This is a genomic window from Pseudomonas sp. ZT5P21, from assembly GCF_054897785.1.
In genome coordinates, this window is record NZ_CM142705.1 from 4865939 (window position 1) to 4878258 (window position 12320).

A 12320-nucleotide genomic window follows, 5' to 3' on the forward strand; every position below is an offset into this window, starting at 1 on the left:
GTTCGCTAATTTGGTTTAGATGCTGAGTACTTTGTCGCCGCGAGCGATACCGGTTACGCCGCTGCGGACGGTTTCCAGAATCGACGCGGTGCCTATGGACTGAAGGAAGCTGTCGAGCTTGTCGCTGGTACCGGTCAATTGAACGGTATACACGCTGGCGCTGACATCGACGATCTGCCCACGGTAAATATCGGTGGTGCGCTTGATCTCGGCACGCTGGGCACCGGTGGCCTTGACCTTGACCAGCATCAGTTCGCGCTCGATGTGAGCACTTTCCGACAGGTCGACCAGTTTGACCACTTCGATAAGCTTGTTCAGGTTCTTGGTGATCTGCTCGATGATCTCATCGTGGCCCACCGTGGTCAGCGTCAGACGCGACAGAGTCGGGTCCTCTGTAGGCGCCACCGTCAGACTTTCGATGTTGTAGTTGCGCTGTGAGAACAGGCCGACTACACGAGACAGAGCGCCAGGTTCGTTTTCCAGAAGCAAGGAAATAATGTGTCGCATGATTAAGTACGCTCCGTCTTGCTCAACCACATATCGCGCATGGAGCCGTCTTTGATCTGCATCGGGTAGACGTGCTCGCTGGTATCAACCGAAACATCGATGATCACCAGACGATCTTTCATGGCGAACGCTTCTTCCATCTTCGACTTCAAATCTTTCGAATCGGTGATGCGCACGCCGACGTGACCGTAAGCTTCTGCGAGTTTGACGAAGTCAGGCAGCGACTCCATGTAGGAATGCGAATGACGGCTGCCGTAACTCATGTCCTGCCATTGACGAACCATACCCAGAACACCGTTGTTCAGGATGACGATTTTTACCGGCAAACCGTACTGCAGGCAGGTCGACAGTTCCTGAATGTTCATCTGGATACTGCCCTCGCCCGTTACGCAGGCGACATCAGCGTCCGGAAAGCTCAACTTGATGCCCATGGCCGCCGGGAAACCGAAGCCCATGGTGCCCAGCCCACCGGAGTTGATCCAGCGGTTCGGCTTGTTGAACTTGTAGTACTGCGCCGCGAACATTTGGTGCTGGCCCACGTCGGAGGCGACAAAGGCATCGCCCTTGGTCACTTCGCACAGGGTTTCGATCACGGTCTGCGGCTTGATGACGCTGCCGTCGCCCTTGTCATAAGGGAAAAGTCCGCGATCACCGCGCCATTCATCAACCTGCTTCCACCAACTGGCAACGGACTCCTTGTTCGGGGTCTCACCGATTTCCTTGAGGATCGCCACCATTTCGGTCAGGACACTCTCCACCGGACCAACGATAGGCACGTCAGCCTTGATGGTCTTGGAGATCGAAGCCGGGTCGATATCGATGTGAATGATCTTGGCATTCGGACAGAACTTCGCCGGGCCGTTGATCACACGGTCATCGAAACGTGCGCCGACTGCGAGGATCACGTCAGCATGGTGCATCGCCAGGTTAGCGGTGTAGCTGCCGTGCATCCCGAGCATGCCGATGAACTGACGATCGGTGCCAGGGTAGGCACCCAGACCCATCAGGGTATTGGTCACTGGCAGATTGAGCATCTTCGCCAACTCGGTCAGCGGCGCGGAGCCACCCCCGAGAATCACGCCACCGCCTGCGTACATCACAGGACGCTTGGCCGCCAGGAGCATTTCTGCTGCCTTGCGGATTTGCCCGGAGTGGCCGCGAACGGCCGGGCTGTAGGAACGCAGCTTGGCTTTTTTCGGGAAAATGTATTCGAACTTTTCGGCCGGATTGGTCATGTCTTTCGGGATATCGACAACGACCGGACCAGGACGACCGGATTGCGCCAGGTAGAACGCTTTCTTCATGACTTCCGGGATTTCCGAGGCGTGCTTGATCATGAAGCTGTGCTTCACGATCGGCCGGGAGATACCGATCATGTCGGTTTCCTGGAAAGCATCGGTGCCTACCATGGTGCTCGGCACCTGGCCGGAAATGACCACCATCGGAATGGAGTCCATATAAGCCGTGGCAATACCGGTGATGGCGTTGGTTGCGCCCGGGCCGGAAGTCACCAGTACCACGCCGGCTTTACCGGTGGCACGGGCATAGCCGTCAGCCATATGGGTCGCAGCCTGCTCGTGACGAACCAGGATGTGGGTCACTTCCGGTTCTTTGAACAGGGCATCGTAGACATGAAGAAGAGCACCACCCGGGTACCCGTAGATATATTTGACGCCTTCGTCACGCAAAAAGCGGACGAGCATCTCACCGCCAGATAAAAGCTCCACGTTGTTCACCTCTAAAACGCCAGAATACCGCCCACATGAAAGAGGACGGGTCTTAATAGGTTTACTTCTCGGCAGAGCATGAGCGACGGTGGTCGCCGACTACGTCAGCACTGACTGAGCAAGTATTGGGATCGTCCCAAGTGTTGCGGGCCTTTCCCACCCAGCGCGAGGTAACGCGTTGCGGGTGTAACAGGTCGGCGCGGATGTGCGCCTCATGATCTGCCGAGTGGGTCTGCTTCTGGCAGTCCCTCTACAGCGGACTTTGGATTCTTCTGTTTCGTCCCCTGCAAGTCAAGTCGTCAATGTGCTTTATTGAAGTAAGCACATGAGAAAGCAAGAAAAAACCGCGAATCAGCAACTGTGTTAGCTTCAATTGCGCAACCCAATACAAGGAAATGGCATGCGAACGTTTTTCCTGGCCGCCAGCCTGCTGATTGGCATCAGCCCTGTGTCCATGGCCGCGCAGATTTACACATGGGTCGATGAACAGGGTGTCACCCACTTCGATGCGCAACCGCCCCAAGGGCGGAAAACCACGACCGTCGTCACCCCCTCCTCGGTGAGCAAGCCGACGCCGCTGCCCCGCAACAGTGCCATTGGCGATCAACAGGCCATCGACAAGTCAGTGAAAAAGCAGGTCGCCGAGCAGGAAGCTCAGTTGAAGAAGTTCTGCGAGCAGGCCCGGACGAACCTGGCTCAACTGCAGAACAACCCACGATTGCGTGAGGAAGTTGACGGAGAGATGCGCCGCCTGAATGACGAACAACGTCAGGATCGCATCACCGAATCACAGCGACAGATCGCCGAGAACTGCCAGTAGATACCTGAGTAGGGGCAGAGCTTGCTCGCGAAAGCGGTGTATCAGTCAACATACCTGTTGAATGTTAGGCCGCTTTCGCGAGCAACCTCTGCTCCTACAGAATATCGTGGTCAGCGAGAGGCGGTGATCAGCAGGTCGAACTCTTTGAGCAGTACCTGCAACTGCCGATCCTTGCCCTGAACATTGCGGGCAGCGAAGACCATTTCGGCCATCTCCTGAATGCCCGAGGCATTGGGCAGTGGCAAATCCTGCTCCAGAATTGTTTTCATGCGCGGCAGGAAAATCCATTGCAGCCATTGCTCGAAATCCAGCGTATCGACCGAAAAGGGCTCGACACTGGACAACGCCTCGGCGGAGGGCGAAACATCATCCCACCATCCCTGAACGCGCAGCTCACGCTCGATCAACAGCAACTGCTCGGCAATTTTCGGAAAACGTGCGTCCATCACGACGAAACCTTGGCCTTCTGACGGGCCAGTGCAGCACCAGCGGAATCACTCTGTTTCTCACGAGCTTGCGCGATCAATTCCCACAGACTGGCCTGAAGCGCAGGTCGACCATTGGCGAACGTCAGCCCACGACGGGCGAACTGCTCGGCTTGTGCGGCATCGCCTTGAGCCATGCGCACCTGAGCCAGACGATAAAGCACTTGCGGCTCACGCGGCGCGACACGTTGAGCGCGCTCGAGACTGGAAGAGGCACCGTTAAGGTCACCACCGGCCTGTTGCTGCTGAGCGGTGGTCAGCAAAGCCAACACCGGGCCGTCCAGTTGTTCGTCGGCGGACAGACCACCGGCGCTCGACGAAGGAATCCCGCTCGGCGTCGACGGCATGCTGTAGCTGCCCTGATTGATTGGCGCCGACTGAACCGGCGAAGTGTCGATCGGACCCGGAGTAATCGGCCCTGGGGTTATCGGCGACGTGCTGATCGGTGCCGATGCAACTGCACCGCCACCCGGCACCATCACGACGACGCCGGTATCACCTTGCGGAATCGCCTGGGTCTGGGATTGCACAGGACGCTTTACTGTCGTCTGACGATAACCGCCATTTGCCGAAACCCGTTCACTGTTGGAAACGGCGCTGCCGGAATCCACAACCGGGATCGAACCGCGCTGTACGCTTGAACACCCGCTGAGCAGAGCCACGGCGGTCACCGCTGGAATCAACCACTTGTTCACTTGAAGCCCTCTTTGCTTAATTCATCCAGCCCTTGACCCAATCCATCACCTTTTCGCCGGAAACAGGGCTTTCGCCACCGCAAGCGGCGCCGGGAGGCGGTTCGCTGCCTCGAATATACGGCATCTGCACGGCGCCTGGGCAGTTGGCATCGGAGCCTTGACCCGTATGGGAATCGACCCAGGCCTGAACCACATTGTCCGGCTGCGGCATGTCCAGCGGCAACGGATCGGCCTTGCGCATGAAGCTGGTCCAAACCTGCAACGCGCCGGTGGCACCGGTAAACGGTGTCTTGCCGTTGTCGTCGCGACCCAGCCACACCACCGCCAGCAAGTCCTGGCTAAAACCGGCGAACCAGCTGTCACGCGAATCGTTACTGGTACCGGTCTTGCCGGCCAGTGTCAGGGTTTTCGGCAACACGTTGTAAACCGAACTGGCGGTGCCTTCACGCATGACCCGCTGCATGGCGCTCTGGATCAGGTAAATAGAAGCCGGATCGAAACGCTGCTGAATCTGGAACGGGTACCGTTTGAGCGGCTCGCCTTCGGCCGTCAGTACGCTACGAATCCCGCGCATCGGCGTATTGAACCCACCGTTGGCGAGGGTCTGGTACATCGTCGCCACTTCGATCGGGGTCATGCCGCCAGCACCCAGCAGCATCGAAGGGAATGCCGGAAACTCGCGACTCACACCCAGGCGAGCCAGGGTCTTCAAGACATTGGGCACGCCCACCGCCAACCCGAGACGCGCGGTCGACAGGTTGTAGGAATGCGCCAGGCCTTGGTAAAGGAAAACCGTGCCATGGGAACGGCGATCATAATTCTGCGGTTTCCAGACCTGACCGTCCGCTCCTTTGACCGAGAAGGATTCGTCCGACAGCCAACTGGTCAACGTGTACTGACTCGGTTTCTCAAGGGCTGTCAGATAAACCGCCGGTTTGATCAACGAGCCGATCGGTCGGACAGCATCCAGCGCCCGGTTGAAACCGGCGAAGCTCGCCTGACGACTGCCGATCATGGCCTGGACCTCACCGGTTTCCGGGTTGGTCACGACCATCGCAGCCTCGACATCATCGGAGCCTTTGCGTCCGGACAAACGCTTGAACGTATCGTTGACCGACGCTTCCGCTTTCATCTGCAAGATAGGATCGAAACTGGTGAAGATCCGCAGGCCTTCTTCGGTCAAGTCTTCATCGCGGTAGTCTTCGCGCAGCTGACGTTTAACCAGGTCGATAAAACCAGGGAACGAGCTGTCGGCCAACTTGCCACGCGTCGTCACACCCAGCGGCATTTTCTTTGCAGCAGCGACCTGCTCGGCGGTGGCGACGCCTTGTTGCTCAAGCACATCGAGCACCAGATTGCGTCGCTCGAGCGCCCGCTCCGGGTTGCGACGCGGGTTGTAATAGGACGGCCCCTTGACCATGCCCACCAACATGGCAACTTGATGCAGTTTCAACTCGGACAACGGCTGCCCGAAGAAGAATTGGCTGGCCAGACCGAAACCGTGCACCGCTCGCTGGCCATCCTGACCGACAAACACTTCATTGAGGTAAGCCTCAAGAATTTCCCGTTTGTCGTAATGCAGCTCCAGCAACATCGCCATCATGGCTTCGGTGAGTTTGCGCGTCAGGCTGCGCTCGCTGGTCAGGTAGAAATTCTTGACCAGCTGTTGTGTCAGCGTACTACCGCCCTGGGTCATCTTGCCGCCAGAGGTGTTAACCCAGACGGCGCGAACAATCGACTTCGGCGACACGCCCCAGTGGCTATAGAAGTCCCGGTCTTCCACAGCGACCAGGGTTTCCAGCAGATACGGCGGGACCTGATCAAGCTTGATCAGAATCCGGTCTTCGAGGTTTTTCGGGTAGATCCCGCCGATCAGCAGTGGCTCCAACCGCACCACAGACAGCTTCGAACCGTTGGTCGCCGAAAGCTCGGCCACATAGTCACCAGAAAAACGTACACGAACGGGCTGGGCTTTCTCCAGGCCCTCATAAAACTGGAAGCCACGGGTATTCAAGTCGACGGTATTGCCGTTGACCGCCGCCGCGCCGGGTCCGTTGCTGACGCTTTCGCGACGATAGCCCAAGGCATCGAGCTCGGTGAGGAAGTCATCCTTGCTCAGCTTCTGACCGGTGAACAGCTCGAGCGGGCGCGCATACACCTTGGCCGGAATGGTCCAGCGCTTGCCGGAGAACTTCTCCTGGACGATAGCGTCGAGGTAAACCGCGAATCCGGCGAGCACGACAAGGCCGACCAAGCTGAGTTTAATGGCCCAGCCCAGCCAGGGGCTCAGGCCTCTGGAAGGTGGTTTTTTGGGGGTGCGGGGGGATCGAGTACGAGTCATGGCGCGGGATTATACGCACTTTGTTCATCCTCAACAGAAGCCCGCCGAGGTTTGCGTCAGGCGGACTTGCGGCCATAATGGCGGCCGTGAATTTTCCCAGACTCTGAAGGAATGCCTGTGAGCCAGTCCCTGATCGCCGCCCTGCAAAACCCGGCCCTTTACCCGCATCCGGTAGACGGGTTCCAGGTCATCGAAACCCACATCTCCTGGGTCATTCTCACAGGCCCCTTCGCTTATAAGGTGAAGAAACCGGTCAATTTCGGCTTCCTCGACTTCACCAGCGTCGATGCACGTGAGCACTTCTGCGGTGAAGAGCTGCGCTTGAACCAGCGCCTGACCCATAATTTGTATCTCGAAGTGTTGCCGATCACCGGCAGCGCCGAAGCGCCACAACTGGGTGGCGACGGCCCGATCGTCGATTACGCCCTGAAAATGCGTCAGTTCCCACAAAGCCAGTTGCTCAGCACGCTGCAGGCCAACGGCGAATTGACCACTGCGCACATCGACGAGATGGCCGCGCAGATTGCTCAATTCCACCTCACCGCGCCAAAAGTACCTGCCGAACACGACGCCGGCAGCCCGGACAGCGTCATGGCGCCGGTGCGGCAGAATTTTGAACAGATCCGCCCGTTCCTGAGTGACAAGGCTGACCTGCTGCAACTCGACGCCCTGCAAGCCTGGGCCGAAAGCAGCTTCGAGCGCCTCAAGCCACTGTTTGCCCAGCGTAAGGCCGAGGGGTTCATCCGCGAGTGCCACGGCGACATCCACCTGGGCAACGCCACCGTGATCGATGGCAAGGTCGTGATCTTCGACTGCATCGAGTTCAACGAGCCGTTCCGCTTCACCGACGTCTATGCCGACACCGGTTTCCTGGCAATGGACCTTGAAGACCGCGGCTTGAAAAGCCTGGCCCGTCGCTTCATCAGCCAATACCTGGAGTTGACCGGCGATTACCAAGGCCTGGAACTGCTGAATTTCTATAAAGCCTACCGTGCGCTGGTTCGCGCCAAAGTCAGTCTGTTCAGCATGCCGGCCGAAGCCGACCCGGTGCAGCGCGCCACTACCCTGCGCCAGTACCGCAACTACGCCAACCTGGCGGAAAGCTACAGCACCATTCCTTCGCGCTTCATGGCCATCACTCACGGCGTTTCCGCTGTCGGTAAAAGTCATGTGGCCATGCGTCTGGTGGAAGCGCTGGGCGCCATTCGCTTGCGCTCCGATGTAGAACGCAAACGCCTGTTCGGCGAGCAAACCGTCGCGAACGATCCTCAAGCCGGCATTTATAGCGCCGACGCCAGCACCGCGACCTACACCCGCCTGCATGAAATCGCCGCCGTGATCCTGCGTGCCGGCTTCCCGGTGGTGGTAGATGCCACCTACCTCAAACGCGAACAGCGCGACGGCGCGGCAAAAATCGCTGAAGCCACGGGCGCGCCGTTCCTGATCCTTGATTGCAACGCACCACAAGCGGTGATCGAAAGCTGGCTGGCACTGCGCCAGGTAGACAAAAAGGATCCGTCCGACGCAAACCTGGCCGTTATCGCCGCTCAGCAAGCCAATCGGGAAGACCTGACGCCCGAGGAAATTCTGTGCAGCAAACGCGTTCAGACCAATGAAAGCGGAACCCTCGACACCGTCGTTGCGCAAATTCGCCAACGCTTGCCAGGGCTGTAAAAAGTATTTCAGCCGTGAAGCCCTTGCCGGCTTCACGGCTGTCAAATAGTGGCACTATACTGGCGTCATAAAACCAACAGGTGATGTGACATGAGCCAGCCCAAACTTCTCGATACCCCGCTTTATGCCTTGCTGCACAAAGACGACATCACAGGTTTCAACAACGAGCGTCCAAAAGACGGACCTATCGACATGGTCGGTGGTGATTTCCGGGGTCTGGACCTGCGTGAGCTGAATGCTGACGGCGTCGACTTTACCAATGCCTATTTCCGTTCCGCCGACTTGCGCGGTATCGACTTCACTCGTTCCAGACTTGAAGGGGCCAGCCTGGCCCACGCGCAGATCTCCGGCGCCTACTTTCCGCCCGAGCTGAGTGCCGACGAAATCCTGATGTCGATGAATTTCGGCACGCGCCTGCGTTATCGCACCCGTTAAAAACGACCGATAACTGACACTGTCCGGCGCCCCGCCTTGCGCTGGACTGTGGGCATTTTCAGCACAAAAACCCAACTCCCTCCCGCCAGTTCCTAACGCGTTCGCGCACTTTTACACCGCTCATCGGGTTTGTCTCTTAGAAGCATTTGCTCCGAAACCGACCAAACAAACACGCTTTTCCTACTGATGGCTACACTCCTCAGAAGCTCGCCCACGCACCGTTCGGCCGTCGCAAGGAGGCTTGATGAATGATGAACTGCAGCACCTGAAGAATCTTGGCAAGACGTCGGCGCAATGGCTGCATGCAGTGGGCATCCACAGCGCCTCGGACTTGCGTCGCCTGGGGGCGGTGGATGCTTATCGGGCCGTGCGCACACGCGGGTTTCGGGCATCCAAGGTATTGTTGTATGCGATCGAGGGTGCCTTGATGGACGTGCACTGGAACGACATTCCTGCCGAGCGCAAGGAAGCCCTGAATAAACAACTGGAAGCTATCTCGTCCCGTCACAAGAATTGAACGGGCACCGCTGTCATGTACTTACTTGGGGAACGATCGGCATACGCCGACGCATTGATCAACCGATTGCAGAACATTCCCGCCCGACTGTTGGAGCGGTTGTCGCCTTGCGGCCCGGTGCTGGAATTTGCAGCGGTCAACGACCTGACAGATGAGTTTCAAACACATGAGGAATCAGCGGTTGACTTGGTAATGAGAATCGCTATTATTATCACAACTGGTCGCGAGACTGGTCGATATTTGAAAAGCCCTTGGTTCGGACTCTCAGATATCTCCTCATCAGGCTAATCACGGTTATTTGACCCGGCTCTTGCCGGGTCTTTTTTTGCCTGTCTGTAGGAGCCGGCTTGCTGGCGAAGGCGTTCGTTCAGTCAATCATTTATTGACTGACCCACCGCTTCGCCAGCAAACCGGGTCCTACACGAGATTGGTTTAAAGCCCTCCACCTGTTCACAATTGCCTTTCCTTAGGGTTTTCGCCGCATCTCTGCGCAGTAATCCGGCGCCGGCGTGGCAGGTGTGTACCAGACATAGTCGGCCATCGCCGCCGTGACCTCACTGCCCTGCTGCGCCAGCATCAATACCGTTGGCGCCCCGGGTTCCCCCAGATCAAAAACGTGAATCGGCACACCCACATCCTTGCGCGCGTGATAAGCGCCTGCAAACAGCAAGGCAGGCGTGGGTGCCGCCAGCAATCGCTCAGCCATACGTCGGTCACGTTGCTGCTGGACCACGAGCATCGCCGGCATTTTCGAGGCGGGTAGCAGACCGCAATGGGAATCGCTGATCTCGGCCAATAATGCAGCCTTCACCGGTACGGTATTGGAGCGAGCACCGTTCAACATCGGCGGTTGGGCGTAGAAAGCACGCACCTCGACGGTATCCAGATTGGCGGCCAGCAGCGGATACGGTTGGGTCAGGGCGAAACGGACGATCGGGCCGTAGAGATTCCAGTCCCAGCCAGGCGCCCAAGCCAATGCACCGGGCAGATCGGCGGGCAGTGTCGAGGAGTGGCGAACATTATCGACGCGCAGTTGTTGATCCGGCGTGAGCATTTCCAGCAGCAGACTGCCTTGCGGGCGCCGCTCTCCCAGCACCTGCAACAACCAGCGTTGCAGTTCATGGTGATCGCGATTGTCATGCTGCTCGCCCACGATCACACGCGAAGGCTTGGCCAGTCGCAGCACCAGCTCCTGCGCCGTCAGCGCCTGACCGCTACGCAAGTCGCGAATCTCGCCGACGACCGGGGGTGGCGCCGAAACATGCTGGCACGCACTGAGCATCAGCACAGCCAGAATCATCATGACGCGCATGCACTTACTCCCCTTAAAACTCAGCGGGCGATGATCAGCGGATGCCCGCGCTCCGGATGCTGTTGCACCAGAACGTCCAGCCCGAATACCGCCTTGAGCGGCTCAGGACGCAGTACCTGCTCGGGCGTGTCGAGCGCCACAGGGCGCCCGCCCTCAAGCAGTAACAGGCGATCACAATAGCGCGCCGCCAGGTTCAGATCATGCAGGATCACCAGCACCGCAGCGCCGCGATCAGCGAATTCGCGCACCGCTTGCAGGGTGGTGTGCTGGTGCAGCGGGTCGAGCATCGATGTCGGCTCATCGAGCAACAGTGTTTGCCCCGCTTCGCCCGGCCAGAGTTGCGCCAACACCCGCGCCAGATGCACCCGCTGGCGCTCGCCCCCGGACAACGCGAGATAGCTGCGACCCCTCAGATGCCCGGCATCGGCAGCCTGCAGCGCGACTGCGACAATTTCGTCATCGCGGATCCGGCCGGTCTGGTGCGGCAAGCGTCCCATGCCGACGACTTCTTCGACGCGAAAGGCGAAATCCAGGGTCGAGACCTGCGGCAAGACCGCCAGACGCCGGGCTCGCTGGGCGCCCGTCCATTCTCGCAACTCGCGGTCATCGAGCCATACGCTAGCGTGATCAGCCTTCAACTCGCCGCACAAGGCGCCCAGCAACGTACTTTTGCCGGCACCGTTAGGCCCCAATACACCGAGGACTTCCCCCGGATTGAGTTCAAGCGTGATGTCCGTCAGGACGATCTTGCGGCCCCGGCGGATTTGCAGATTTTGCGTTCGCAACATCAGGCACGCCCTCGCAGCAGTAAATAAAGAAAGACCGGCGCACCGATCATCGCTGTAACGATTCCGATCGGCAGCTCGGCCGGCGCTAGGGCCAGTCGTGCCACCAGATCGGCAAACAAGAGAAGACTTGCACCCGCCAACACCGAGGCCGGCAACAGCACCCGATGGTCGGGACCGGCCAGCAGACGCACCAGATGCGGCACCACCAGTCCGACAAAACCGATCATTCCTGCCGCAGCCACTGCCGCGCCGACACCCAGTGCCGTGCAAAACACCAGTTCGCGCTTGAGCTTTTCGACATCGATACCGAGGTGACCGGCCTCCGACTCGCCCAGCAACAACGCATTCAGGGCCTTGGCCCGACGCGGTAACCACAGCGCCACGCCGACACTGATCAGCAGCAACGGCCAGAGTCGCGAATAACTGGCACCGTTCAGACTGCCCAGGTTCCAGAAGGTCAGCGTTCGCAGGGTCGTGTCGTCTGCCAGGTAGGTAAACAACCCCACGACCGAGCCGGCCAGCGCCGTCAAAGCGAGACCCGCTAACAACATGGTCGCGACATCGGTTTGTCCGTTGCGCCGACCCAGTCGATAGACCAGCGCCGTCACGCCGAGGCCGCCAATAAACGCGCATAGCGATAACAGATACGGACCGAGAGATTCAGGAAGTCCACCGAGCGCCGAGCCGCCGACAATCGCAATGGCCGCGCCTAATGCCGCGCCTCCGGAAACGCCCACTAGGCCCGGATCGGCCAGCGGGTTACGAAACAATCCCTGCATCGCCACGCCCGACAGCGCCAGCACGCCGCCCACCGCCAACCCCAGCAAGGTACGCGGCAGGCGAATGTGTCCGAGGATCAGTTCGGCCTGCTCCAGCCCGTCAGGCGCAATAGGCAAGCCAATCATACGCAACGCCGCACACAAGGTATCGAGCAACGGCAGACTCACCGGCCCAAGCGCCAACGACAGCCAGATCGCCAACAAACACAGGAGGCTCAGACCCGTGAACAATGCACGGGG

Annotated in this window: 12 protein-coding genes; 4 read left to right on the forward strand and 8 right to left on the reverse strand. The window is 58.9% G+C overall.

Annotated elements, in window-relative coordinates:
• Positions 1 to 15 precede the first annotated feature (15 nt).
• Both ilvN and ACYZT9_RS22620 read right to left on the reverse strand, forming a co-directional pair.
• Positions 16 to 507 carry an acetolactate synthase small subunit gene (gene ilvN, locus ACYZT9_RS22615; RefSeq protein WP_462007494.1) on the reverse strand — a complete coding sequence of 164 codons (492 nt, stop codon included), beginning with the start codon at positions 505 to 507 and terminating at the stop codon, positions 16 to 18.
• Positions 508 to 509: 2 nt separating this feature from the next.
• Complete coding sequence (locus ACYZT9_RS22620) at positions 510 to 2234, reverse strand: acetolactate synthase 3 large subunit (RefSeq protein WP_462007495.1); 1725 nt, start codon at positions 2232 to 2234, stop codon at positions 510 to 512.
• Between the two features lie 400 nt (positions 2235 to 2634).
• Here ACYZT9_RS22620 and ACYZT9_RS22625 point away from each other — a divergent pair, with 400 nt between their 5' ends.
• The gene (locus ACYZT9_RS22625) at positions 2635 to 3054 is read left to right on the forward strand and encodes a DUF4124 domain-containing protein (RefSeq protein WP_462007496.1); all 420 of its coding nucleotides are present in this window, start codon (positions 2635 to 2637) and stop codon (positions 3052 to 3054) included.
• 110 nt (positions 3055 to 3164) lie between these two features.
• On the opposite strand, the gene ACYZT9_RS22630 is transcribed toward ACYZT9_RS22625, so the two are convergent.
• From ACYZT9_RS22630 to mrcB, 3 genes are read right to left on the reverse strand one after another with little or no spacing between them, the layout of a single operon-like run.
• Positions 3165 to 3500, reverse strand: a complete 336-nt coding sequence (locus tag ACYZT9_RS22630) for a YqcC family protein (protein WP_462007497.1) — start codon at positions 3498 to 3500, stop codon at positions 3165 to 3167.
• Entirely contained in the window at positions 3500 to 4234 is a 735-nt protein-coding gene (locus ACYZT9_RS22635; protein ID WP_462007498.1) for a tetratricopeptide repeat protein, read from the reverse strand. Before ACYZT9_RS22635 ends, ACYZT9_RS22630 begins: the two co-directional genes overlap by 1 nt.
• A 16-nt stretch (positions 4235 to 4250) precedes the next feature.
• Complete coding sequence (gene mrcB / locus ACYZT9_RS22640) at positions 4251 to 6575, reverse strand: penicillin-binding protein 1B (RefSeq protein ID WP_462007499.1); 2325 nt, start codon at positions 6573 to 6575, stop codon at positions 4251 to 4253.
• A 117-nt stretch (positions 6576 to 6692) separates the two neighbouring features.
• Here mrcB and ACYZT9_RS22645 point away from each other — a divergent pair, with 117 nt between their 5' ends.
• The 3 genes from ACYZT9_RS22645 (at position 6693) to ACYZT9_RS22655 (ending at position 9201) form a co-directional block, all read left to right on the forward strand.
• On the forward strand, positions 6693 to 8249 hold the full coding sequence (locus ACYZT9_RS22645) for a bifunctional aminoglycoside phosphotransferase/ATP-binding protein (RefSeq protein ID WP_462007500.1): 1557 nt from the start codon (positions 6693 to 6695) through the stop codon (positions 8247 to 8249).
• Between the two features lie 90 nt (positions 8250 to 8339).
• Complete coding sequence (locus ACYZT9_RS22650; protein WP_462007501.1) at positions 8340 to 8684, forward strand: pentapeptide repeat-containing protein; 345 nt, start codon at positions 8340 to 8342, stop codon at positions 8682 to 8684.
• A gap of 244 nt (positions 8685 to 8928) precedes the next feature.
• A complete protein-coding gene (locus ACYZT9_RS22655; protein ID WP_007971093.1) occupies positions 8929 to 9201 on the forward strand; it encodes a TfoX/Sxy family protein in 273 nt (90 codons plus the stop codon).
• Between the two features lie 466 nt (positions 9202 to 9667).
• On the opposite strand, the gene ACYZT9_RS22660 is transcribed toward ACYZT9_RS22655, so the two are convergent.
• The 3 genes from ACYZT9_RS22660 to ACYZT9_RS22670 are packed head-to-tail and all read right to left on the reverse strand — an operon-like array spanning position 9668 to position 12284.
• On the reverse strand, positions 9668 to 10513 hold the full coding sequence (locus ACYZT9_RS22660) for a ChaN family lipoprotein (RefSeq protein ID WP_462007502.1): 846 nt from the start codon (positions 10511 to 10513) through the stop codon (positions 9668 to 9670).
• A 20-nt stretch (positions 10514 to 10533) separates the two neighbouring features.
• A complete protein-coding gene (locus ACYZT9_RS22665) occupies positions 10534 to 11301 on the reverse strand; it encodes a heme ABC transporter ATP-binding protein (protein ID WP_462007503.1) in 768 nt (255 codons plus the stop codon).
• Positions 11301 to 12284 (reverse strand): FecCD family ABC transporter permease, encoded by a 984-nt coding sequence (locus tag ACYZT9_RS22670; RefSeq protein WP_462010275.1) that lies wholly within the window; start codon positions 12282 to 12284, stop codon positions 11301 to 11303. Before ACYZT9_RS22670 ends, ACYZT9_RS22665 begins: the two co-directional genes overlap by 1 nt.
• Positions 12285 to 12320: the final 36 nt, after the last annotated feature.

Coding starts and splice junctions, on each gene's coding strand:
- mrcB (WP_462007499.1), bottom strand. CDS start 6,575: ATGACTCGTACTCGATCCCCCCGCACCCCCAAAAAACCACCTTCCAGA.
- ACYZT9_RS22665 (WP_462007503.1), bottom strand. CDS start 11,301: ATGTTGCGAACGCAAAATCTGCAAATCCGCCGGGGCCGCAAGATCGTC.
- ACYZT9_RS22625 (WP_462007496.1), top strand. CDS start 2,635: ATGCGAACGTTTTTCCTGGCCGCCAGCCTGCTGATTGGCATCAGCCCT.
- ACYZT9_RS22660 (WP_462007502.1), bottom strand. CDS start 10,513: ATGCGCGTCATGATGATTCTGGCTGTGCTGATGCTCAGTGCGTGCCAG.
- ACYZT9_RS22650 (WP_462007501.1), top strand. CDS start 8,340: ATGAGCCAGCCCAAACTTCTCGATACCCCGCTTTATGCCTTGCTGCAC.
- ACYZT9_RS22630 (WP_462007497.1), bottom strand. CDS start 3,500: ATGGACGCACGTTTTCCGAAAATTGCCGAGCAGTTGCTGTTGATCGAG.
- ilvN (WP_462007494.1), bottom strand. CDS start 507: ATGCGACACATTATTTCCTTGCTTCTGGAAAACGAACCTGGCGCTCTG.
- ACYZT9_RS22655 (WP_007971093.1), top strand. CDS start 8,929: ATGAATGATGAACTGCAGCACCTGAAGAATCTTGGCAAGACGTCGGCG.